Below are 21,883 nucleotides of genomic sequence, written 5' to 3' on the forward strand. Positions count from 1 at the left end.
TATAGTAGATATATTTATAAAAAATAATCGAAAATGAAATAAAGGGGTAAAAATATGAATTATGTGCTAATAGGTGCGGTTTTAATATTATTAGCTGTAGTATTTGTGCTGTTTTATAAAAATAAACAGTTAGAATCAGAGAGTCAGCAAGTAGAATTTGAAAAGAAACAAGCGATTGAAACGTATAAAAATGAAATTGCAGCTACGGTGATAGAGCATAAAGAACAACAAAATAATTTAAAAAATATGGAACAGAAAAAATACAATGATTTACAAGTAAGTGCAAATAGAGAAATTGAAAATATGCGTATGATGAAAAATCAATTAGCTGTGCAGCATAGTAAAGAACGTAGTGAAATGCAAAATAAACATAATAACGAAATACATATGTTTCAAAAATTAATTGCAAATCTACGAGAATATACTAAAAACGGCGCTGAAATGAATACGTACGAAACATTACATTATATGAAACGAGGATTCATAGAGCAAGGCATCATATTAGATGCTGAAATTCAAATCATGCCGAATGTTTTTATTAAAAATAATAGTGAAATAAACGATAATCGAATCCATCATCTCATCTTGTGCAAAACTGGTATTTATCTACTTGAGACGAAAGAATGGGAAGAGAAATTAATTCATGGTTTAACGAAAGAAAATGCTGGTATATATACATTTATGATTGATGAGATGGGTAAGTATCAACAAGAAGTTGAAAAAGAAGAGACATTTGAATATATAGTAGGTAAAGATTCGTCAACTATACAAGTGAAAAATGAAGGGAATCCAGTATATAGGGCGAAGAAACTATCTCAAATTTTATACAGTGGTTTGAAAGAAATGCAGGCTAATAGTATAAAAGAAAAGGTAAAACCAGTTGTATATTTTTATAATAAAAATGGAAAAGCAATAGTAGACCTTTCTAGTGAGGAAACACCTAGATTAAAAGATCGGGAGCAAATTGTAACGTTCTTTAGAAATGAAATATTAGCAGGGAAAGTAGTATATACAGTGCAAGAATTAGAACAGATTCAAGAAATGATTAGCCGGATGAATTATATAGTGAGTTAAAAGGGGAGATCTTTCTGAACGATATGCTGCGTGGCATTGTGTATGTCTATTTTTGTTTGTATATAGTAATGTACATTGTATTTATATTCGTCATTGATATGGTCCATATACCCTTAAGTGTAAGGAGCATTTTTGTAGTATTCATACCATTTGTTTTATTAGTCATGATTCAAAGGGCTATTTTATATGTTTCTAAAAATCGTAATGAAGAAAAGAAGCAAATGTTGGGGGGATTAATAGTAGCACTTATACCATTAATAGTGTGCACTGTACAACTAAGTGTAAATGAATATACATTAAAGTTTAATCAAAATAGATGGTTAAATCATGCAGATAAACGGGTACATATGGTAGATGATCTATTACAAAAATATAAATTAATAGGGAAATCAAATGAAGAAATTACACAATTGTTAGGAGCTCCAACGGAAACGAGAAGTGGGGAAGAAGGAGTTATCACTTTGTATTATCTTGGGACTGAACGTGGCTTTATTCCAATAGATAGCGAACAGCTTGTTTTACAATTTGATAGAGATGGTAAAGTCATGGAATATACGGTGCATAAAGATTAAAGAAACGTGGAGGGAAGCTATATGTTATAGCTTCTTTTTTATTTTTCAATATGTCACGGAAGGGGGAGAAGGTTTTTGAGTGGAATAAGGAATGAAAGCGGAGGTGATGCATATATATAGATGCATTGGGTGATTATTCGCCCGATTGCTGAGGGTTAATAATTAATAAGTACGGACAAAAAAACCACTGATGAAAGTTTCACTTTATCATATTGTATAAATGAAAAGGGGGTAAGACGGTGAAAGCAATCCCGACTGATGTCCTGAGTAAAGAATTGATGGAAAGAGAAGGAGTTATATCTATTACAGTAAAGGAATTTGAAAAGATAGAAGTAGCTGGAGTAGTAGTCGCTGGTCCAGCGGTTATTTTGATTAATCAAGATTAAGTACATATCATTGAAATAAAAAGCATCCGTTTAGGATGCTTTTTATTTGTATGTAAGGATAAATATGATGGATAATTGTGTTACTGGAGGGAAAGTCTGTGGCAATTATTATAACAATGTTAGTAATGGGTATTTTATTAGGATTTGTTGGAGCTGGAGGAGCTGGGTTTATTATCGCGATACTCACTTTAGTATTCCATATTCCTATTCATGTTGCTCTTGCAGCATCTTTAACTGCAATGGCGTTTACGACATTATCAGGTGTTGTCAGTCATTACCGTGAAGGCAATGTTGCACTTATTATAGGAGGGATTGTTGGGGGATTTGGCGCAATTGGCTCTTATATTGGTTCTAAATTTGGTTCACTTATACCAGCACATCTTCTTCATTGGTTTACAGCTGGGATGTTATTTTTATCGGCAATTTTTATGTTTATTAAATTAATTATGTTCCAAAACAAAGAACAGTCATCTTTATATAAGCATAAAGAGTTTTACATGAACTACTTGTTGAAATGTGTATGCCTTGGATTAGTTACTGGAATGATGGCTGGTTCATTTGGGATTGGTTCTGCACCGTTTATTCAACTTGGATTAATGGTTCTATTGGGACTAACGATTCAGCAATCTGTAGGGACAACGATGCTTGTTATATTACCGATTGCAATTGGAGGCGGGCTAGGATATAGTTCGGAAGGATATTTAGATTATATATTGTTATTGCAAGTATTAATTGGGACCATGTTAGGGGCATATATTGGCGCGAAGTTTACAAATTATGCACCGCGAATGCTTTTGAGGTTTTCGATGATTATGACACCGGTTTTAGCTGGATGTATGCTATTGATGGAATAAAGTGAAATTATAATAAGTAGGGGGTTACTGCTTACAAATAGCGGGATAAAATTAATATAGCAAACTATTAATATATTTTACGAATGAATTATGTAAGTAATTCATATTTCCCATATAAAAGGATTTACTTTAATATAATGAGTGTAAAGTTCGAGTATTCGAAGTACTACTTGAATTATATCCCTATCCCTTTTCTAAAAATGCGAACAAGTTTTGCCCTATTCTATTCAATAATTAATTGCATAGAAATATATTGTTCGATGACCATTATGGAACGTACATAATGGGAAAATCCCGATCCTTAAAGAGGATGCCCCTAATCTTCATGAGAAAATATGATCGGATAAGAAAGCTGACCAATTTATGGTCGGCTTTCTTTTTGTTCAAAAGTTATTTCTTCTTTAATTTCTGTTTGCAATAATAAAGCTTTTCCGAAACGACGTTTACATTCCGCACGCACTTTTTCAATGGCTAGTAGCTGAGTAGTGGCGGGAACTGTTACGATAGCTTGGCGTGGTTTTCGATTTTCTTCACAAAAGACACATTCCACAACATATTTAGAAATCATATTTTCATCCTTCCGTTTTTAATTTCTAAGAAGGGATTGTCTATGAAGTTAATGTGATTTTTCGTCATTAGTTTACTTTTTTCCTCTTTTTTCAAGGAGAAAATGATAAAGAAGGTGAATTTTTGTAGGGGAGGGATGTATATGGAAAGATGGATAGGTTGTGCAGCAGTATGTATAAATGAAAAAAATGAAGTTTTAATGGTGTTGCAAGGGCAAAAGGGTGAAGAAAAAAGATGGTCTGTTCCAAGTGGAGGGCTTGAAAAGGGAGAGACACTAGAAGAATGTTGTATTCGAGAAGTTTGGGAAGAAACAGGTTACAATGTGGAAGTTGTAAATAAAATATACGAAAAAGAGGGTATTACATACGGGGTTCCTGTATACGTTTATTATTATGTCGTTAAAAAAATAGGCGGTAGTATGAAAATCCAAGATCCTGATGAGTTAATACATGAAATTGCTTGGAAGAGGATAGATGAAATGAAGGAATTAACGCTATCTTTCCCGGAGGATTATGAGGTTTTAAATAAATATATAAATAAAAAAGCGAGTGTTTAAACACTTGCTTTTTCAATGTATCCACGACAAGAAAAGCGGAACGATAACTAAACTAGCTCCTGCTGTTAAAAGCATAGATAAACTTGCGATGGTTCCTTCTACAGGGCCGATTTCGAATGCTTTTGATGTACCGGTTCCATTTGCGCTCGTGCCTAACATAATGCCTTTTGCGAGCGCTGTTTTAATACGGCATATACGTATGAGAGCAGGTCCGAGCAATGCTCCTGTTAACGCAGTTAAAACAACAAATACTGCTGTTAATTGTGACATACCACCAATCATTTCTGAAATGGCCATTGCAATTGGTGTCGTTACAATATGAGGCGCTAAACTATGTTCTAACGATGAATCAATTTGAAAATAATTAGCTAGTAGTGCTGAAGTAATAACTGATAAAAATGAACCGACAATGACATTAAGTAAAATAGCTATTCCATGTTTCTTGAGTAAATCAAAGTATTTATAGATTGGCCATGCGAAAGCAACTGTTGCAGGCTTTAATAATTCTGTTAACCATTGACCACCTGTTTCATATGTTTCATAAGGTGTGTCTAGTCCGAGTAATAAAGCAATTAAAATAATAGGGCAGACGAGAAGAGGAGAAAGTAAGCTCCAATTCCAGCGTTGATACATTTTCTTCGATATCCAATATGTGAATAGTGTTAATAGTAAACAAAGAAAGCCGATCATTGCACGGATCCTTTCCGCTTTAGTAGCAATTCTGTTAGGAGTCCTGTAGCGAGAGTGACACAAAGTGTACTAATCATAATAATTAAAATGAGATCGATTCCATATTGTGATAGTGTATCTTTGTAGCGTATGACAGCGACTGCAGAAGGAATGAAAAATAAAATAAGTTCTTTTAATAAAAAGTCTGCTCCGTCCTGTACCCACTCTTTTTTCACTAGGTTAAATTTTAATGAAATTAACAATAAAAAAATACCGAGTATACTTCCTGGAACTGGGAGGTGTGCCTGTTTTGCAATCCATTCACCTGTCCAAGCGAAACAAAATAATAATAAAATTTGTCCGCTTAATTTCCACCATTTCATACAGTACCCACCTCTTTCTTTTTTTACATAAAAATTGTAAAAAAGAATTAACAATTTCTACTATACGTTCATTCGAAAAATTTGTCTAATATATAAATTATATGTTATTAATATATTAGATATATTAATTGAAAGTGAAAAGGGTGTCCAAAATGGAATTACGGCATTTGCAATATTTTGTTGTAGTGGCAGAGGAGTTACACTTTGGACGAGCAGCTGCTCGTTTACAAATGACACAACCACCGCTTAGTCAACAAATTCAGCAATTAGAAAAAGAAATGGGAGTTATGTTATTTTCAAGAACAAAGAGAAAAGTTGAATTAACAGAAGCTGGAGAAATGTTTTTAAAAGAAGTAAAAAAAGCGTTCGAACAAATTGATAAAGCAGTAGAAGTTGCACAAAGTGCCCAAAGGGGAGAAGTGGGATCACTTTCAATTGGTTTTGTAGGTGCGGCGATATATGATATTTTACCATCTATCGTAAGGGAGTATAGAAAGAAATTTCCCAGAGTGTCTGTTGCATTACATGAACTGTCAACACCGGATCAGGTGCATGCACTTCACGATAACCGTATTGATATTGGCTTTTTGCGTCCGCCAATTCCAACGCAATTACTAGAGTTAGAACCAATTCAAAAGCTTTCTTGTACGTTATGTTTACCGAAGGCACATCCACTTGCTGAAAAGGATGAAATACATATTGAAGATTTAAGAGACGAACCGTTCGTATTTATTACGAGACCGGTATGGCCAGCGTTATACGATACAATTTTATCACTTTGCCGCGACGTAGGATTTAGTCCACACATTGTACAAGAAGCAACGGAATATCAAACAGTTATGGGACTTGTAGCGGCAGGAATCGGAATTACGGTAATACCTGTATCGGCGAATAAATTGTATAAAACCGAAGTCGTATATAAAGAGTTATGTGATTCTAATTTTGTTGCAGAAATGTCAGTAGCGTACAAAAAAATGAATACTAATCCAGAACTTTTAGAGTTTTTGAAAATTGCAAGAGAGAAGAAAAGAATAGAAGTTGAGGATGAGATTAATTAATTTGTTAAAAATTACACCTCATTAAACACTAAAGCGGAAATGCAATATAATTGCATTTCCGCTTTAGTGTTCTTTTTTTAGTTCTATACTAAAGAGATAAACATGTTCGTTTTCTTGTAATAGTTGGTCAATAGCAGTTTTTTCCTCAAGCATTGGAATTCTTACGGTTTCTTTATTCGTTTTTATTATAGCCGCTAAAGTCGTCTTTTGATTGTATGTTAAGTTTATAGCAGATTGAAGAGTAGTAGAGGTAGAGCTATTTATGATTGGAGGTGCTTCTTCAGGAGCGAGCATGGAACTACCTTCAATATTAACATACCAATGTTTTTGCACTTGTACATCTTTATCGAGTTGGAATTGAGGTGGTAAAAAAGAAAGCTTTACTTTCTTTTTTTGAAAATGGGAGGTAGCTATATTCGCAATTACGTTTGTTTTTTTACCATTTTGATAATAATCAATTGTAGCATGTATTTCATCTTTTTCATTTTTTAGGGTAACGTTATAAAACATGCTGTCTCCTTCTTGAAAAGGAGTCATTTGTAAAATAGAAGATTGCTCTTCTGTTAATTTGTATGGCTCAACAATGGTGATCTCATTGTTTTTAAGTGAGCTACAACTTGTGAGAAATAATAAAAATAAGATTGATAGTAATTTTATGCGCATGCAACCCCCTCCTTTTTACAATTATATTCTGAATATGATTTATTTTCCATTTTATTTTCTAGGACTAAAGACTTAGAAAAAATTCAGATTGTAGTGCGATGTTTAAAATGTCATATTTTTATACACTAGTAGTATAGAATGAGTATGGTATGAAGTAAGGTAGGGGAAGAACATATGTCTTTATGTCAGTTAGTGAGAAAAAATATAAGAACATTTGCTGCCAAAAGGATGAAGCAATTCATGTGGGTTGCTATGAGTACTATGATTTTATTTTTTATGATATCGCTCCAATTTAATGAAGGAGCTATTGGGAAATTAGAGACTACACTTTTATTTCAAATGAGCTTTTACATGCTGTTTATTGTATTCATTTTTATTTGTATTTTTACTACATATAAAATAACGTTTTCTCTTCTGCAAGTGAGGAAAGAGGAAATTAAATCTTATGTAGCAGAGAGTAGGAAGAGAAATGACGTACTATGTTTATTATGTCAGGAGCAATTATTTATTTATGGAGCAGCGTTTGTTTTTGGATTAGTGAATGGGATGTTATTTTTGAAATTATTTACGATTATCTTTATGAAAATAGCAGGAATACAAGGGATAAATAGTGCACCGATTACAATATATGCAATAGTAGTTGTTAGTATAATTATGATTGTGGTCGTCCTATTATCGATGATGCAATGTTTTCGATTTGTTCAAAGTTTACAAGATGAAAATTCGTTTTAATTTAAGGAAAAGGCATGAGAAATCATGCCTTTTCTTATTTTACACATAAAAATAATCATGTTACAGTGTAAAGACCTGACAAAGAATGGGAAGGAAAGGTTGTATAGTATGACAAATGAACAATCAATTGTAAAGGTTAAGCGGTTAACGAAGCGAATCGGTTCAAAGACACTTGTAGAAAATATTAGTTTCGAAGTTAAAAAGGGTGAAGTAGTTGGCTTGCTCGGACCAAATGGTGCTGGAAAAACGACTTTAATGAGAATGATGGTTGGTATGATCCGTATGACAGAAGGTGAAGTATGGATTGATGGTCAATCTGTGAAACAGCAATTTGAAAAAACCGCTGCGAAAATTGGAGCGGTAATTGAGACACCTGAATTTTATCCTTTTTTGAGCGGCTATGAAAATTTAACATATTTCGGACGAATGAATGGTAATGTGACCGAAGAACGTATCGATGAAGTAGTGAAATTGTTAGGAATGGGACAAGTAATTGACCGTAAAGTAAAAGCATATTCACTCGGCATGAGACAACGTTTAGGAATTGCTCAAGCGCTTATTCACGATCCAGATGTATTAATATTAGATGAACCAACGAATGGATTAGATCCTAGTGGAATACATGAAATGAGGATGTACATAAAGAAAATTGCACATGAACAAGGAAAAGCGGTACTTGTATCTAGTCACTTACTTTCAGAAGTTGAATTAATGTGTGATAGAGTTATCATTATTCAGCATGGAGAATATGTGGCGACGCAAAATATTCAGCATAATCAAAGAGAAGAGATGGAGACAATCCGTATACGTGTAGATGATGCGAATAAAGCAGCAGAAATGTTAGACCAAGATGTTTTAATAAAAGGTAATGATCTACTTATTACTGTAAAAGATGAAGAAATCCCAAATGTTATTCGTACATTGCTTGAGAAAAATATTCAAGTGTATCGTGTATATGAAGAAAGAAAAACGTTAGAAGAGCAATTTTTAGAATTAACAGGGGGAAAAGATATTGTTTAATTTAGTGTATAACGAACTGTATAAAATATTTAAGCGAAAGCGAACGATTATTCCCTTTGCAGTTATTGCAGTATTAATAATTGGATTAGGATGGGTTACGGTAAAGTATTTAGAACCGGAAACAAAAGGATGGAAAGCCGATTATACAGAACGAACTGTAGAAATTGAGAAAAAGCTAGGCATGAAAAAAGAAGCTATTTTAGCGGAACGATCTGGGGACGAGCTTGTAAAGGAATATCAGCTTAAGATGAAGCATTTAGATACAGATACAGCACCGGCAAGCAGTTCTCCGCTTTCTTTCATGAGAGATACAGGTTTTATCGTATTTCCAATATTGCTCCCATTTATCCTCGTGTATGCAAGTACAATTTTTGCGAATGAATATAGCTGGGGAACATATAAATTTTTAACGATACGACCAGCGAGTCGATTTAAAATTTTGACAGCTAAATTTTTAGCAATTGTGATATTTGCAGCGTTATTGTTTATATTTAATATGATTTTCTCCACTTTATGTGGACTTGTTATTTATAAATTCCAACAGCCTGCATGGAGCGAGCTTATTTTCCAAGATGGAAATATTATAAAACAAAATATTTTTGTGGAAGCTAGTAAGTATTATATTTTATCGTGGTTGCCGACCATTGTGTACGCAGCGTTTGCATTTATGATTTCTGTCTTAACAAGATCTAGTGGAGGCGCGATTGGTATTTCACTATTTCTTGCTTTATCAGGAAATATTGCATTATTAGCAGCAACTAGATATGATTGGGCGAAATATTTATTGCCAGCAAACACAGATTTATACAGTATTTCAAAGAATGGAAGTTTTATTGATGGAGTAACATTCCCATTTGCTTCATGTATGTTATTACTATATTTATTTGTATTTTTAAGCATTTCCTATACAGTATTTTTAAAACGTGATTTAACTTAATAAAAAAGGAGCCGTTAAGTATTTCTTAACGGCTCTTTTTTATGCAAATTGTTTAAGTGCTTTTTCAGCTAACAAAGCGAAGTATTCTGCACTTATAGGTAATGCTTGCTCATCTACTGTAAAAGCTGGATGATGCCATTCATGTGTACCACTCGTTCCCATAAAAACGAATGAACCAGGTATTTCTTGTTGATAAAAAGAAAAATCTTCTCCGGCCATCGACGGGGTAGGAGAGATGATATTTAAATTCATTTTTTCAGCAACTTGAGAGGATAAGTTTGTTAAAGATGTATCGTTCTGAACAGCAGGAGGACCTGCATAAAAACGAAATTCTGTTTTTACACCTAATGCATCAGAAACCCCTTGAATAATACGTTTCATGAGAGCTGGAATCTTTTCACGTGTTTCAGTTTGGAATGTACGTACAGTTCCTTCCAGCGTTGCTTTTTCAGGAATTACGTTCCACGTATTTCCTGAATGGATGTTTGTGACACTGACGACGGCATTATGTGAAGAGCTTATATTTCGGCTTACAATTGTTTGGAGTGCCATCACGATTTGAGAGGACGCGACAATAGGGTCTACCCCAGCATCTGGTACAGCTGCATGTGTACCAACTCCGTGAATTTCAATTTCAAATCGATCGACCCCGGCCATCAGTGGACCATCTTTAATACCGATTGTACCTACTGGTAAATCAGGTTTATTATGCATACCGAAAATAGCTTGCACGCCATGTAAATGCCCGGCTTCAATTACTTTGCAAGCACCATTGCTACTTTCTTCAGCTGGTTGGAATATAAAGCGTACAGTTCCGCTAAGAGAAGATTCTTTTTCTTTTAATAAATAAGCGGCACCTATAATAGCAGCTGTATGAAAATCATGCCCACAAGCATGCATTTTACCGGGAATTTTTGAAGCGTACGGTAAATTTGTTTCTTCTTGAATAGGAAGGGCATCAATATCAGCACGGATTGCTATAATTGGTCCGCTATTATTCCCTGAAATTTCAGCAATAACGCCTGTTTCTAAACTAGAATTTATAATCGTAATGTTTTTCTCTTCTAACCAATTTTTTATAGTCTTCGTCGTTTCAAATTCTTCGTATGATAATTCTGGATGCTCATGTAAATTTCGACGAATAGAAATTAGCATCTCAGTTAATTGCTCTAGATTTGCTGCCACGTATAATGCCTTCTTTCTTAAATAAAGTATTTACATTAAGTATACAATAAGAAAAGAGAGGATTCTCAAATGAAAATCCTCTCTCGTTTTATGCTGCCAATTTTTTGTGTGTATGATGTTTACGATAACGTCCACGCATTGCATAGGCAATTTGCGGGATTGCAATACCGATTAAAATAAGTGATACACCGATCCATTGTGAAGATAGCACCGCTTCTTTTAAAACGAATACAGACATAATTGTTGTAACTGGTAGTTCTGCTGCACCAAGAATAGTCGCTAAGCCAGAACCGATCTTTGGAATACCGATTGTAAAGGCGATAGAAGGAATAACGATACTAAATGTTCCTAATCCTAAACCGTATTTCCAAAGTCCTTCAGAAATTGCACCGCTAAAAATAAATGTTGGCGGGAATACGATCATTACTAAAGTTAAAGCGCCAGTCATTAAGAGAACACCGCGCGGTAATGAAGGTACTTCAACAGCAACTTTTCCGCTCACGAAAATGTATGTTGCGAATGTAACAGCAGATAATAAACCTAGTATGATTCCAGTCATATCGAAATCACCTGCTGATTTCTCTAGTAAACCACTTGATAAAAATGTACCTGCAAGTAAGAAAATAACGGAAATAACCTTTTCTCTTGAAGGTAATGTTTTTGTTACGACTGCTTCAATAATAATTCCGACCCAAACGAATTGGAATAAAAGTATAATTGCAATAGATGCTGGTACAGTTTTTAATGAAGCATAATAAAAAATTCCAGTAAAACTTGCAGATGTACCTGCAACGAATAAAATTAACGCTTGTTTTAATGGAACACGATGTCTAGAAAATAGAAGAGTAATAGCAAGCAAAATAATCCAACCGAACAAATATTGGCTGCCAATTACCTCTCCAAGTGAAAACCCGTCTGCATAGGCAAGTTTAACGAAAATAGCTAAAATCCCATAACTACACGCTCCTAATAAAACTAAAAGAGAATAACGAAGCATGAAAAATTCCTCCCATCTATATGAAATTGTTCCTAACGGATATATATAACTAGAGGGAAGTATACAAAATTAAAAATGAAGGGTCAAATAAAAGAAAAGTATGACATTTTATAGAATAATAATAAAAGTATGATATTTATGCATAATCTTGAAATTAGTAATAATAAAAGTATTGTAAAATCAGCTTCGTATTGTATAAAGACAGCATTTGAAAAAAATATTTTTTAGGGAGATAGAACGGTAGTCCATTATAGTGTGCTAATCATTTGAGAAACTATGTTACCTTTGTTATGTTAATAACAATTAGAGAAGTTTCGTAGTCCAATTGAGATTGTTCTATATAATAGAAGGAAATGAAAACGTTTTATTAGAAACTGTTTGTAAGGGTAGTTTTTCTTATTATCACGTTGTTAAAGTGAGTTCACGAATTGTTCATACTATTTTTATGTGTTTTTGCTACAATATGTAAGGAGAGGAGTGGAATCATGCAAGATATTAGTATTTTTTTAGCGTTTGGTGCTGGATTTTTATCGTTTATTTCCCCATGTTGCTTACCGCTTTATCCGGCATTTTTATCGTACATAACAGGTATGTCGGTTTCTGAGTTGAAAGAAGAAAATGCAATGCTTCGTAAAAGAAGTATGATACATACAGCGTTTTTCTTACTTGGATTTTCAATTATATTTATTGCAATTGGGTTTGGTACAAGTTTTATTGGAGGCATCTTTACAAATTATAAAGATTTAATTAGACAGTTAGGTGGTATATTTATCATCGTGTTCGGTCTTATTATTGTCGGTGTGTTTAAGCCGAAGTTTTTAATGCAAGACCGCAAATTTACGTTTAAAAATCGTCCGAGTGGCTATTTTGGATCCGTTCTAATTGGATTGGCCTTTGCTGCAGGGTGGACGCCTTGTACTGGACCTATTTTAGTGTCTGTCATTGGATTAGCAGCAACAAATCCAGAATCAGCAATGATTTATATGATAGCATACATACTTGGGTTTGCTATCCCATTTTTCGTGCTATCATTCTTTATTACGAAAATGTCTTGGATTAAAAGAAATAGTATGAAATTCATGAAAATCGGGGGATACGTTATGATTGTCATGGGTATCTTCCTATATTTTAACTGGATGACGAAAATTATCGTATATTTCTCAAGTTTATTTGGTGGTTTTACCGGTTTTTAGTATTATTCTGTGAAAATGTTGGAAATACTAACGGAAAAGCATATAATGAAAGTATATTTTGCATATAGCCACAAAAAAGGATGAGAAAATATGAACATAGTTGTTTTATCCAGTATCGTTGCTGTTTGTATGGCTGTTGGTGCGATGTTTATTCGTTTAAAAGCAGCTAAGAAACCGGCAACATTGAAAAAAATTATACTTCCACCATTTTTTATGAGCACGGGAGCGTTGATGTTTGTTTTTCCTGAATTTCGATTAACTCCAGCAGAAATGTTAGAAGCAATTGGCGTCGGTTTGTTTTTCTCTATTTTTCTTATTAAAACATCTAAATTTGAAATTAGAGGACAAGAGATTTATTTGAAGCGTTCAAAAGCATTTGTTTTTATATTAATTGGATTACTTGTCGTGCGGATTGTATTTAAAACATACTTAAGTCAATCTCTTGATTTAGGACAACTTAGTGGCATGTTCTTCTTACTGGCGTTCGCGATGATTGTGTCATGGAGAATTGCTATGTACCGTTCCTTTACGAAATTACAGAAGGAAATGGAAAAAGAAGATGGTTTTTATAATGAAAAAGATATGAAACTAACTTAAAAACTGTATATGTATAAAATAAAAAGACAGCGTTTTTTGACGCTGTCTTTTTATTTATATTGTTAACATCTTCTGTCCCAGCCGCGGCGTATAAAACGTTCCCCATTAAAGAAACAATTTAAATTTGGCGAGACGAATGGACCGATAAACGGAATAATATTTGGTTCCGAAGTCTCATCAACAGGAATCGGTGGTTTAGTAGGATCAGGTCTAAGTGTATAGCGAATGCGGGCGGTATTTCGAATGAGACCGTTTCGTGGCTCTGCTGTTACTTGAACGATAAAACGGACAACAACGGATTCACCTGGATTAACAGTTTCAATGAATACTGACTTAACTTTTGGAGGGGTTCCTTCTTCAACAGATCCAAATACATTTGGAGGTACGACGAATGATTGGACGCTAGATGGTTCATGGGCTGAATTAAATCCGTCAACTACTATTGTTCCTGCTACGGCGGTTGTGGATTTTGCATTACTTGTTTGGTCAGGTGGGGTGGATACGCTTGTTACAACCGCTGTTGTTGATGCGAATCCACCAAATTTAGTTACGCCTGATGGAACGAGTACACAAGTGACAATAAATTCAGCATGGTCATCAGGAGGGACGAATTTACCTTTCATAGCCAATGTTTATAATCGAGCAGCAGACGTAACATATTTACTACAAGGATTACCAAATCGAGCAGCAGGGAGGTATAGTGTAACAAGATTACCTACGCGTCAGCCAGTCGGTTATGGTGCTGGATGGTCTTTAATTGTAGTTTATCGTGATTCCTCCTATCCAATGAGAAATGTGAGTTTATTTCCAGGCTTTTTATTATCAGGTACACCACAAACCCTTTCTGGATTTTTTACACCAGCTGCAGGGACAGTGACAGCAAGAGCTTTTGTAATGGCAGTAAATGGCGATCCGAACTTTACAGGGGATAACTTTCAATTGAACTCTGTAACATTAACGGGACCGAATAATCCGTCGGGAAACTTTTTTAGAGGGCAAGTAAATGATATTAATGGGGATTTAAATACAATTGGAAGTTTTGCAGATCGGAATTTTTCTGGAACTACTACAAAGGCAGATGCGAGAGCTGAATTTGATATTACAAATGTAAATGCAACAGGTTCTTTTGCGCCAAATACGACATCTACACAAGTAAATATTACAGGTACAGGGGATACGATTTATACAAGTGCGGTCGGATTACAAATAGACTTGGCAGAAGCTAGATTAACAGCCGTAAAATCTGTAACTGTAAGTTAAAAAAGATTGCTATAATCTAGCAATCTTTTTTTATGAGGAGGATTTTGTCAGTAAAGATTCATAATGAGAATAATCAATCTCTTTTTCTTGTAGTTTTTTAACTAAAAATTTATGGTCGCGTTTTGGTGTAGCAATAATATATCCTTTAATAATTAAATCTTGTGTAATTTGAGAGGCTTTTTCTTGTAATGCCAGTTCTCCAATTTTGCCAGCAATTTTTGATTTAGCGACATCGCGAAATAGTTCTGGAACAGGACTTACGAGCTCTTCTAACAATTGTTTTTGTTCTTCATCCCATAAATGTCTAGTTTTATTAATATAGTGCTCTTCCCAATCTAAAATGGACATACCATCTTCTTTAGGTAATCGTTTTAGGAATTTTCTGAACATAAAGTATCCACCGATAGACATAAGTCCTAATAAAATAACAGTCCATAGCACTATGAACCAACTGAACCATCCTTCGAGCAAGCTTATCCCCCCTTAATGATTGCGGTTTTCTTTTATTCATATTATAAACAGTGATATTCATAGAAAGCAAGAACGCTTGGTCATTTTGACCAAGCGTTATCATTTAAACAAAGTATAGTTGTTCAACACATAAATTATTATTATCATCTTCTACATATTCAATGATTAATGTGCCAACTTTACGATCTTTATCTTCAGTTGTAAAAATAGAGTAAGAAGTAAAACGTGCTGTTGATAGGCCGCTTATATGTGTAGGTAAAGAAATGTAGTCGTTATCGCGGAAGAATTCCATCAGTTCAATATCTTCAAATTCTTTTCGATCAACTTGTTTGTTTGTATAGCGGCGTTGAAGTTGTTTTAAAGACTCATTCCAAGAAATCGCTTTTGTATCGTATACCATTGTTCTATCTCCTTACTGTATGTAATCATTAAGAACATACGTTCTAAATTAGTATACTCTTTTTATTAGAAAAGGGAAAGCAAAAAATAATGTAAGCTTGGATTTCCAAGCTTACATTATTGATGCGTCCGTCATAATCTCTATTTTTATTATAAGTTAGATAAGAATAAGAAACAAGGTGATATATATTCTGTTGATGGTTTTTAAAATTCTGTATATTATAGATATACTAAAATGCAAGGGAATGAGAGGAATGGCATATGTAATTTCACTCCAAGGATCGATGGCAAGCGGAAAAACAACATTGGCTAAAAGGTTAGAGCGATGTGGGCTTTCAGTTATATATGAAAATCCATATCCAATTGTAGAAAAGCGAAAACAATTAAATTTGGATATGAATTCAAAAGAAGGATTTATTATAAATCAAAAAATGTTTATGGAAGCAAAAATAAAGGAGTTTCAAAATGTGAAAGATTCAGTCGTGATTTTTGATCGCGGACCAGAAGATATTGAATTTTATACACTCTTTTATCCAACGATTATAGGGGAAGAGTGGGGTATGGAAACTGAATTAAAAGATGAATTATATAAATTAAGAGAATGTCGTTCAGATGCGATTTTTTATTTAGATGTCACGAAAAAGAATGTATATGATAGAAAAAATAATGATAGAACAAGAAATCGAAGTACATTTGAGGAGCAATTTAAATTAGTCGAAACCGAAAAAGAATGGTATAAACAATTTCCTATAACTTATGTGGACACGAATACATTAACAGTGGATGAGTTAGAAGCATATTTTATGGGCTGGTTAAAGGAGAAAGGACTATGAAAAAAATATTATTATTCGTATACCCAACATTTGCGGAGTTTGAAATTACAGTAGCGACAGCATTGCTGAAAAAGAAATATGAAATCATTACTGCGGGCTTAACAAAAGGGTTGATTATAAGTGAAACAGGCTTGCAAGTACAACCGCATATAGAATTAAGTGAAGTGCGTGTAGATGAATATGAGGGGATTATCATTCCAGGGGGAGACGAAGTACATATGAAAGACGCAGATATTCTCTTTTCAGTCATTCGCCAATTTTCTGAAAAACAAAAATTAGTAGCTGCGATTTGTGCTGGACCGTATGCGTTAGCAAGAGCAGGTTTATTTAAAGGGATTTCTTATACAGCGACTATAGATTATCAAAAGTTAGATTGTTTTCCAGTAGAAAATTTTGTATATAAAGAAGTTGTACAACACTCAAATATTATTACTGCACAAGGACATGCTTTCGTACCATTCGGAATAGCGATTGCCTCTTATTTTGGAGTAACAAACGAACATAATATAAATTTTTACAGTGGTAAGGGGAATGTGATGATGGAGGAGCTTTTGCCTGAGAATGTGTAAAAGCTAGCATTTGCTAGCTTTTTTCTTTTTGACATCGATAAATGGCTAACGTTTTCGGGTCGCGCCATATACCGTTATGAAGTGACAATTCATTTTCTACTTCTTTTTTTAGCCATTCCTTCATTTCGGCGTGAAGATATGTATTATCAGGTATATTTAGCGATGGAAACATGCTAGAAATATAGCTTACAATCGGAGTAGCATGATGAAAAACGAGAGCATTATGAATAACTGTTTCTTCAACAGTTGGAAAAACAGACTGTAATATCTCTTTACCATTTTCTAAACAAAATGGAGTGACTGATGATGTTGTTTTCGGTAAATTAAATGCGTCTAACATGCGGTTACACATTTCAACTATATGAGGTAATGTAACGTCAGAATTTGTTGTAGCTAAAAGTGAGCCTCCGGGACGAATTACTTTATGGAATCATTGAACTGTTTTTTCGACATCTTTCATGTGATATAACATATGTCTTGCGATGACCCAGTCATAGCAATTAGCTTCAAAAGGAAGTTTACCAGCATCACCTAGTTTCCATTCAATTATGCTATTCTTTATTGCAGCTTCAGAAAGCATCGTTTTTGATTGATCAAAACCGGTTAGTTGACCTTTATGACCGTTAGTTTGTAAAAGGGAAAGAAAATTTCCATTAGCACACCCAACCTCTAATATTTTTTCTTCTCCTTGAAGTTGCAAATGTTCCATGACGAGTTCATCTAAATTTACTTGTTTTTCTTCGTAATGTTTATGCGTATCGATACGTGTTTGTAAATGGTTGCTTACGTTATATTGGCGTTTTACATCATTCATTTTTTCACATTCCACCTTCGTGCAAAATTGCTGAATCGCGTGTGTTAATACGTCGGTTTTCTTTAACCCTTCGTAATGGAGTGCAGATTCAAACCTTTCAAGTAATTTTTCTTCAATTCGAAAATGAATATCTTTTCGCTTCGTCATTGAAATATCGCCCCTTTGCATCTGTTAGTGAGACTATAGCACGCCTGAAAAATTCGTGTAAATAATTTGTGTACACAAATGGAGGGGATGAAAAAATTGTTCGAATGTGAGTTTAAACTATTGACGATTTAACCGTTTTCATATATTCTTAAATTAAGAAATATTCAAATAATTAAAGAAATGAGAGAGTCACATGCTTCTTCAAGGAACACATCGAATTGGTCGTATGGCCATGTTGTTGGCACTTGCGGATGCGAATGAAAGCCCTGTATTATCTATTCCGAAAGGTTGGAAGTATTGTACGGGGAAAGTTGGTTCGATGAATTCGCAAAAAGTTGTAGCAGCAATGGAAACAGCGGCTAAGAGCACCCAAGTTATTGAAACAGATGTTTACAGAGAAACACATGCACTTTATCATGCAATTATGGAAGCTTTGTACGGAGTGACGAGAGGTCAAATTCAGTTAGCAGACGTTCTTCGTACAGTAGGACTTCGCTTTGCGATTGTGCGCGGTAGACCATACGACGGAAAAAAAGAAGGCGAATGGGTTGCTGTTGCATTATATGGAACGATTGGTGCACCTGTAAAAGGATCTGAGCATGAGGCGATTGGTTTAGGAATTAATCACATATGATTTGCCCATAGTCTATTAGTTAGAAGGGGGCCTTACTTTTTGGGACAGAAGTCTGTCTTAAAAAGATAAGGTCCCCTTTTGCCTTTTTAAGGAGGAAAAAGAATGATTACGTTAACAGGACACACATTGACAATTGAAGAAATGAAGAGGTTGTTACTTGAAGGGGAAGGTGTAACAGCTTGTCCAAATAGTATGCAAAAGGTGGCGGAGTGCCGCGAAGTTGTTGAGAAAATTGTAGAGGACGGAAAAGTCGTTTACGGTATTACAACTGGATTTGGAAAGTTCAGTGATGTGCTTATTCAAAAAGATGATGTAAAGGCACTTCAACACAATTTAATTCAGTCACATGCATGCGGTATAGGTGATCCGTTCCCTGAAGAAGTATCACGCGGTATGTTAATTTTACGAGCGAACACGATGCTTAAAGGAGTATCTGGTGTTAGACCACTTGTTGTAAATATGCTTCTTGAGTTTGTAAATCGTAAAATTCACCCAGTCGTTCCGCAACAAGGGTCACTTGGTGCGAGTGGCGATTTAGCACCTTTATCTCATCTTGCGCTTGTATTATTAGGCGAAGGTGAAGTGTTCTATAAGGGGAAACGCGTTCATGCGATGGTTGCTCTTACAGAAGAAGGGCTTGAACCGATTGAACTTGAAGCGAAAGAAGGGCTTGCATTAATTAATGGTACGCAGGCGATGACAGCGCAAGGAGTTCTTTCTTATATAGAAGCAGAAGCAATGGCGTATCAAGCTGAATTCATTGCTTCGATGACAATTGAAGGATTACAAGGCATTATTGATGCATTTGATGAAAATGTTCATAAAGCACGTGGTTATAAAGAGCAAGTGGAAGTAGCGAGCAGAATTCGTAACATCCTTCATGATAGTAAATTAACAACAAAACAAGGAGAACTACGAGTACAGGATGCATATTCACTTCGTTGTATCCCACAAGTACACGGTGCTTCTTGGCAAGTTTTAAATTATGTGAAAGAAAAATTAGAAATTGAAATGAATGCAGCAACAGATAATCCGCTAATCTTTGATGGCGGAGAAAAAGTAATTTCGGGTGGGAATTTCCATGGTCAACCGATTGCGTTTGCGATGGACTTCTTAAAAGTAGGAATGGCGGAACTTGCAAATATTTCAGAGCGTCGTATCGAGCGTTTAGTAAATCCGCAATTAAATGATTTACCTCCATTTTTAAGTCCAGAACCAGGACTTCAGTCTGGTGCAATGATTATGCAATACGCTGCAGCGTCACTTGTTTCTGAAAATAAAACGTTAGCACATCCAGCGAGTGTTGATTCAATTCCGTCATCAGCTAACCAAGAAGATCACGTAAGTATGGGAACAATCGCTTCACGCCATGCACATCAAATTATTCAAAATGTAAGACGTGTTCTTTCAATTGAGATGATTTGTGCGATGCAAGCAGCAGAATATCGCGGTATTGAAAACATGAGTACAGTGACGAAGAGCTTCTACCATCAAGGCCGTCAACAAGTACCTTCTATTACAAATGATCGCATATTCTCAACGGATATTGAAAATATTACGCACTGGTTAAAAACGAATTATTCGATAAAAGAAAGATTAGATGTAAACGCAGCACTATAAAATGAGAAAAGGGAGAGATTGAAATGGAAAAAGTTAAACAAACAATTCGCGCGCCAAGAGGTACTGAATTACAAACGAAAGGGTGGGTTCAAGAAGCTGCACTTCGTATGTTAATGAACAATTTAGATCCTGAAGTTGCTGAAAAACCAGAAGAATTAGTTGTATATGGCGGAATTGGCCGTGCAGCTCGTAACTGGGAAAGCTACCATGCGATTGTAGATTCATTAAAAACGTTAGAAAGCGATGAAACATTACTTGTTCAATCAGGAAAACCAGTTGCAATCTTTAAATCGCATGAAGATGCACCTCGCGTTCTTTTAGCGAACTCAAACTTAGTACCAAAATGGGCGAACTGGGATCACTTCCGTGAACTAGAGAAAAAAGGTCTTATGATGTACGGACAAATGACAGCAGGTAGCTGGATTTACATTGGAACACAAGGTATTTTACAAGGAACATATGAAACGTTTGGAGAAGCGGCACGTCAACATTTCGATGGTTCATTAAAAGGTACAGTAACACTTACTGCTGGCTTAGGTGGTATGGGTGGTGCACAACCTCTTGCTGTAACGATGAACGGCGGTGTTGTCATTGCTATTGATGTTGATAAGCGCAGCATCGATCGTCGTATTGAAAAGAGATACTGTGATATGTATACAGAATCATTAGAAGAAGCATTAACGGTTGCGAACGAGTATAAAGAGAAGAAAGAACCAATTTCAATTGGTTTATTAGGAAATGCGGCAGAGATTTTACCAGAACTAGTGAAGCGCAATATTACGCCAGATTTAGTTACGGATCAAACATCTGCTCATGATCCATTAAACGGTTATATTCCAGTAGGTTTCACATTAGAAGAAGCAGCGAAACTTCGTGAAGAAGATCCAGAACGTTACGTACAATTATCAAAAGAAAGCATGACAAAACATGTAGAAGCAATGCTTGCTATGCAAGAAAAAGGCGCAATTACATTTGATTACGGAAATAACATTCGCCAAGTTGCTTTCGATGAAGGTTTGAAAAATGCATTCGATTTCCCAGGATTCGTTCCAGCATTTATCCGTCCATTATTCTGCGAAGGAAAAGGACCATTCCGCTGGGTAGCACTTTCTGGTGATCCAGAAGATATTTATAAAACAGACGAAGTAATATTACGTGAGTTTGCGGATAATGAGCATTTATGTAACTGGATTCGTATGGCTCGTCAGCAAGTTGAGTTCCAAGGCCTTCCATCTCGTATTTGTTGGTTAGGTTACGGTGAGCGCGCGAAATTTGGTCGCATTATTAATGAAATGGTGGCAAATGGTGAATTATCAGCACCAATCGTTATCGGTCGTGACCATTTAGATTGCGGATCAGTAGCATCTCCAAACCGTGAAACAGAAGCGATGAAAGACGGTAGTGATGCAGTAGCAGACTGGCCAATTTTAAATGCATTAATTAATAGTGTAAACGGTGCGAGTTGGGTATCTGTTCACCACGGTGGTGGCGTTGGTATGGGTTATTCACTTCACGCTGGAATGGTTATCGTTGCAGATGGAACAGAAGCAGCAGCAAAACGTATTGAGCGCGTATTAACTTCTGACCCTGGTATGGGTGTTGTTCGTCATGTTGATGCAGGATATGACTTAGCTGTAGAAACGGCGAAAGAAAAAGGCGTTAACATTCCGATGATGAAATAAGGAGGAGAAAA

General features: G+C 35.2%; 25 protein-coding genes and 3 pseudogenes. 18 read left to right on the plus strand and 10 right to left on the minus strand.

The features are described from left to right. Positions 1-54 precede the first annotated feature (54 nt). The 4 genes from ABH961_RS14285 to ABH961_RS14300 all read left to right on the plus strand — a co-directional run bounded on the left by ABH961_RS14285 (position 55) and on the right by ABH961_RS14300 (position 2,886). Positions 55-1,074 (plus strand): NERD domain-containing protein, encoded by a 1,020-nt coding sequence (locus tag ABH961_RS14285; RefSeq protein ID WP_141519870.1) that lies wholly within the window; start codon positions 55-57, stop codon positions 1,072-1,074. Positions 1,075-1,097: 23 nt separating this feature from the next. After that, positions 1,098-1,646 (plus strand): hypothetical protein, encoded by a 549-nt coding sequence (locus ABH961_RS14290; protein WP_048544162.1) that lies wholly within the window; start codon positions 1,098-1,100, stop codon positions 1,644-1,646. A gap of 239 nt (positions 1,647-1,885) precedes the next feature. After that, positions 1,886-2,032, plus strand: a complete 147-nt coding sequence (locus ABH961_RS14295; RefSeq protein WP_000644411.1) for a BC1881 family protein — start codon at positions 1,886-1,888, stop codon at positions 2,030-2,032. Between the two features lie 98 nt (positions 2,033-2,130). After that, positions 2,131-2,886 (plus strand): sulfite exporter TauE/SafE family protein, encoded by a 756-nt coding sequence (locus ABH961_RS14300; protein ID WP_404519551.1) that lies wholly within the window; start codon positions 2,131-2,133, stop codon positions 2,884-2,886. A 361-nt stretch (positions 2,887-3,247) separates the two neighbouring features. On the opposite strand, the gene ABH961_RS14305 is transcribed toward ABH961_RS14300, so the two are convergent. Beyond that, the gene (locus tag ABH961_RS14305) at positions 3,248-3,454 is read right to left on the minus strand and encodes a DUF3903 domain-containing protein (RefSeq protein ID WP_000624203.1); all 207 of its coding nucleotides are present in this window, start codon (positions 3,452-3,454) and stop codon (positions 3,248-3,250) included. 141 nt (positions 3,455-3,595) lie between these two features. Here ABH961_RS14305 and ABH961_RS14310 point away from each other — a divergent pair, with 141 nt between their 5' ends. Further along, positions 3,596-4,009 carry an NUDIX hydrolase gene (locus tag ABH961_RS14310; protein ID WP_098048200.1) on the plus strand — a complete coding sequence of 138 codons (414 nt, stop codon included), beginning with the start codon at positions 3,596-3,598 and terminating at the stop codon, positions 4,007-4,009. Between the two features lie 12 nt (positions 4,010-4,021). Here the strand turns inward: ABH961_RS14310 and ABH961_RS14315 are convergent, their stop codons facing one another. Beyond that, entirely contained in the window at positions 4,022-4,699 is a 678-nt protein-coding gene (locus tag ABH961_RS14315) for an LrgB family protein (protein ID WP_000578955.1), read from the minus strand. Beyond that, positions 4,696-5,061 carry a CidA/LrgA family holin-like protein gene (locus ABH961_RS14320; protein WP_098048202.1) on the minus strand — a complete coding sequence of 122 codons (366 nt, stop codon included), beginning with the start codon at positions 5,059-5,061 and terminating at the stop codon, positions 4,696-4,698. The genes ABH961_RS14315 and ABH961_RS14320 overlap by 4 nt, the downstream gene beginning before the upstream one ends. A gap of 152 nt (positions 5,062-5,213) precedes the next feature. Here ABH961_RS14320 and alsR point away from each other — a divergent pair, with 152 nt between their 5' ends. Then, entirely contained in the window at positions 5,214-6,119 is a 906-nt protein-coding gene (gene alsR / locus ABH961_RS14325; protein WP_000423221.1) for an acetoin biosynthesis transcriptional regulator AlsR, read from the plus strand. A gap of 63 nt (positions 6,120-6,182) precedes the next feature. Here alsR and ABH961_RS14330 read toward each other — a convergent pair whose 3' ends face one another. Further along, on the minus strand, positions 6,183-6,782 hold the full coding sequence (locus ABH961_RS14330; RefSeq protein WP_098079684.1) for a histidine kinase: 600 nt from the start codon (positions 6,780-6,782) through the stop codon (positions 6,183-6,185). A gap of 174 nt (positions 6,783-6,956) precedes the next feature. On the opposite strand from ABH961_RS14330, the gene ABH961_RS14335 reads away from it, so the two are divergent. From ABH961_RS14335 to ABH961_RS14345, 3 genes are all read left to right on the plus strand, one after another. Beyond that, positions 6,957-7,514, plus strand: coding sequence for an ABC transporter permease (locus ABH961_RS14335; protein ID WP_098078766.1), 558 nt, complete (start codon positions 6,957-6,959; stop codon positions 7,512-7,514). A 108-nt stretch (positions 7,515-7,622) separates the two neighbouring features. Then, positions 7,623-8,534 (plus strand): ABC transporter ATP-binding protein, encoded by a 912-nt coding sequence (locus ABH961_RS14340; protein WP_404519554.1) that lies wholly within the window; start codon positions 7,623-7,625, stop codon positions 8,532-8,534. Further along, positions 8,527-9,471 carry an ABC transporter permease gene (locus tag ABH961_RS14345; RefSeq protein WP_000482782.1) on the plus strand — a complete coding sequence of 315 codons (945 nt, stop codon included), beginning with the start codon at positions 8,527-8,529 and terminating at the stop codon, positions 9,469-9,471. The genes ABH961_RS14340 and ABH961_RS14345 overlap by 8 nt, the downstream gene beginning before the upstream one ends. Before the next feature lie 39 nt (positions 9,472-9,510). Here the strand turns inward: ABH961_RS14345 and ABH961_RS14350 are convergent, their stop codons facing one another. Both ABH961_RS14350 and ABH961_RS14355 read right to left on the minus strand, forming a co-directional pair. Continuing rightward, a complete protein-coding gene (locus ABH961_RS14350) occupies positions 9,511-10,656 on the minus strand; it encodes a M20 peptidase aminoacylase family protein (protein WP_098079682.1) in 1,146 nt (381 codons plus the stop codon). 88 nt (positions 10,657-10,744) lie between these two features. After that, positions 10,745-11,653 (minus strand): EamA family transporter, encoded by a 909-nt coding sequence (locus ABH961_RS14355; protein WP_000947017.1) that lies wholly within the window; start codon positions 11,651-11,653, stop codon positions 10,745-10,747. A 325-nt stretch (positions 11,654-11,978) separates the two neighbouring features. On the opposite strand from ABH961_RS14355, the gene ABH961_RS14360 reads away from it, so the two are divergent. From ABH961_RS14360 to ABH961_RS14370, 3 genes are all read left to right on the plus strand, one after another. Continuing rightward, positions 11,979-12,122: a peptidase T gene (locus ABH961_RS14360; protein ID WP_098079680.1), complete on the plus strand. Its 144-nt coding sequence runs from the start codon at positions 11,979-11,981 to the stop codon at positions 12,120-12,122. Between the two features lie 16 nt (positions 12,123-12,138). Continuing rightward, positions 12,139-12,846 (plus strand): cytochrome c-type biogenesis protein CcdA, encoded by a 708-nt coding sequence (ccdA, locus tag ABH961_RS14365; protein WP_001152684.1) that lies wholly within the window; start codon positions 12,139-12,141, stop codon positions 12,844-12,846. A gap of 90 nt (positions 12,847-12,936) precedes the next feature. Beyond that, positions 12,937-13,443 carry a CcdC family protein gene (locus ABH961_RS14370; RefSeq protein WP_001028637.1) on the plus strand — a complete coding sequence of 169 codons (507 nt, stop codon included), beginning with the start codon at positions 12,937-12,939 and terminating at the stop codon, positions 13,441-13,443. A gap of 62 nt (positions 13,444-13,505) precedes the next feature. On the opposite strand, the pseudogene ABH961_RS14375 reads toward ABH961_RS14370, so the two are convergent. Then, positions 13,506-13,766, minus strand: a pseudogene (locus ABH961_RS14375) (hypothetical protein); the annotation flags it as partial. Between ABH961_RS14375 and ABH961_RS14380 the strand changes: the two are divergent. Next, a pseudogene (locus ABH961_RS14380) lies at positions 13,759-14,703 on the plus strand (hypothetical protein); the annotation flags it as partial. The pseudogenes ABH961_RS14375 and ABH961_RS14380 sit on opposite strands and share 8 nt — an antisense overlap. 30 nt (positions 14,704-14,733) lie before the next feature. Here the strand turns inward: ABH961_RS14380 and ABH961_RS14385 are convergent. Together ABH961_RS14385 and ABH961_RS14390 are read right to left on the minus strand one after the other, a co-directional pair. Then, complete coding sequence (locus tag ABH961_RS14385) at positions 14,734-15,174, minus strand: DUF2621 domain-containing protein (protein WP_000889389.1); 441 nt, start codon at positions 15,172-15,174, stop codon at positions 14,734-14,736. Between the two features lie 103 nt (positions 15,175-15,277). Beyond that, entirely contained in the window at positions 15,278-15,574 is a 297-nt protein-coding gene (locus tag ABH961_RS14390) for a hypothetical protein (protein ID WP_000262403.1), read from the minus strand. A 244-nt stretch (positions 15,575-15,818) separates the two neighbouring features. On the opposite strand from ABH961_RS14390, the gene ABH961_RS14395 reads away from it, so the two are divergent. Further along, on the plus strand, positions 15,819-16,406 hold the full coding sequence (locus ABH961_RS14395; protein ID WP_095205705.1) for an AAA family ATPase: 588 nt from the start codon (positions 15,819-15,821) through the stop codon (positions 16,404-16,406). Beyond that, positions 16,403-16,975, plus strand: coding sequence for a DJ-1/PfpI family protein (locus ABH961_RS14400; RefSeq protein WP_098078774.1), 573 nt, complete (start codon positions 16,403-16,405; stop codon positions 16,973-16,975). The genes ABH961_RS14395 and ABH961_RS14400 overlap by 4 nt, the downstream gene beginning before the upstream one ends. A gap of 13 nt (positions 16,976-16,988) precedes the next feature. On the opposite strand, the pseudogene ABH961_RS14405 reads toward ABH961_RS14400, so the two are convergent. After that, positions 16,989-17,936 (minus strand): annotated as a pseudogene (locus ABH961_RS14405) (class I SAM-dependent methyltransferase). Positions 17,937-18,129: 193 nt separating this feature from the next. Here ABH961_RS14405 and hutP point away from each other — a divergent pair. The 3 genes from hutP to hutU all read left to right on the plus strand — a co-directional run bounded on the left by hutP (position 18,130) and on the right by hutU (position 21,872). Further along, positions 18,130-18,570, plus strand: a complete 441-nt coding sequence (hutP, locus tag ABH961_RS14410) for a histidine utilization transcription antiterminator HutP (protein WP_098079678.1) — start codon at positions 18,130-18,132, stop codon at positions 18,568-18,570. A gap of 102 nt (positions 18,571-18,672) precedes the next feature. After that, positions 18,673-20,190 (plus strand): histidine ammonia-lyase, encoded by a 1,518-nt coding sequence (gene hutH / locus ABH961_RS14415; RefSeq protein WP_000631836.1) that lies wholly within the window; start codon positions 18,673-18,675, stop codon positions 20,188-20,190. A gap of 23 nt (positions 20,191-20,213) precedes the next feature. Beyond that, on the plus strand, positions 20,214-21,872 hold the full coding sequence (hutU, locus tag ABH961_RS14420) for a urocanate hydratase (RefSeq protein ID WP_098079676.1): 1,659 nt from the start codon (positions 20,214-20,216) through the stop codon (positions 21,870-21,872). Positions 21,873-21,883: the final 11 nt, after the last annotated feature.

The sequence above is a fragment of the Bacillus sp. RC251 genome, assembly GCF_044908765.1.
Classification (GTDB): Bacteria; Bacillota; Bacilli; order Bacillales; family Bacillaceae_G; genus Bacillus_A; species Bacillus_A wiedmannii.

Coding starts and splice junctions, on each gene's coding strand:
- ABH961_RS14285 (WP_141519870.1), top strand. CDS start 55: ATGAATTATGTGCTAATAGGTGCGGTTTTAATATTATTAGCTGTAGTA.
- ABH961_RS14290 (WP_048544162.1), top strand. CDS start 1,098: ATGCTGCGTGGCATTGTGTATGTCTATTTTTGTTTGTATATAGTAATG.
- ABH961_RS14305 (WP_000624203.1), bottom strand. CDS start 3,454: ATGATTTCTAAATATGTTGTGGAATGTGTCTTTTGTGAAGAAAATCGA.
- ABH961_RS14310 (WP_098048200.1), top strand. CDS start 3,596: ATGGAAAGATGGATAGGTTGTGCAGCAGTATGTATAAATGAAAAAAAT.
- ABH961_RS14315 (WP_000578955.1), bottom strand. CDS start 4,699: ATGATCGGCTTTCTTTGTTTACTATTAACACTATTCACATATTGGATA.
- ABH961_RS14320 (WP_098048202.1), bottom strand. CDS start 5,061: ATGAAATGGTGGAAATTAAGCGGACAAATTTTATTATTATTTTGTTTC.
- alsR (WP_000423221.1), top strand. CDS start 5,214: ATGGAATTACGGCATTTGCAATATTTTGTTGTAGTGGCAGAGGAGTTA.
- ABH961_RS14330 (WP_098079684.1), bottom strand. CDS start 6,782: ATGCGCATAAAATTACTATCAATCTTATTTTTATTATTTCTCACAAGT.
- ABH961_RS14335 (WP_098078766.1), top strand. CDS start 6,957: ATGTCTTTATGTCAGTTAGTGAGAAAAAATATAAGAACATTTGCTGCC.
- ABH961_RS14340 (WP_404519554.1), top strand. CDS start 7,623: ATGACAAATGAACAATCAATTGTAAAGGTTAAGCGGTTAACGAAGCGA.
- ABH961_RS14355 (WP_000947017.1), bottom strand. CDS start 11,653: ATGCTTCGTTATTCTCTTTTAGTTTTATTAGGAGCGTGTAGTTATGGG.
- ccdA (WP_001152684.1), top strand. CDS start 12,139: ATGCAAGATATTAGTATTTTTTTAGCGTTTGGTGCTGGATTTTTATCG.
- ABH961_RS14370 (WP_001028637.1), top strand. CDS start 12,937: ATGAACATAGTTGTTTTATCCAGTATCGTTGCTGTTTGTATGGCTGTT.
- ABH961_RS14390 (WP_000262403.1), bottom strand. CDS start 15,574: ATGGTATACGATACAAAAGCGATTTCTTGGAATGAGTCTTTAAAACAA.
- ABH961_RS14395 (WP_095205705.1), top strand. CDS start 15,819: ATGAGAGGAATGGCATATGTAATTTCACTCCAAGGATCGATGGCAAGC.
- ABH961_RS14400 (WP_098078774.1), top strand. CDS start 16,403: ATGAAAAAAATATTATTATTCGTATACCCAACATTTGCGGAGTTTGAA.
- hutP (WP_098079678.1), top strand. CDS start 18,130: ATGCTTCTTCAAGGAACACATCGAATTGGTCGTATGGCCATGTTGTTG.
- hutH (WP_000631836.1), top strand. CDS start 18,673: ATGATTACGTTAACAGGACACACATTGACAATTGAAGAAATGAAGAGG.
- hutU (WP_098079676.1), top strand. CDS start 20,214: ATGGAAAAAGTTAAACAAACAATTCGCGCGCCAAGAGGTACTGAATTA.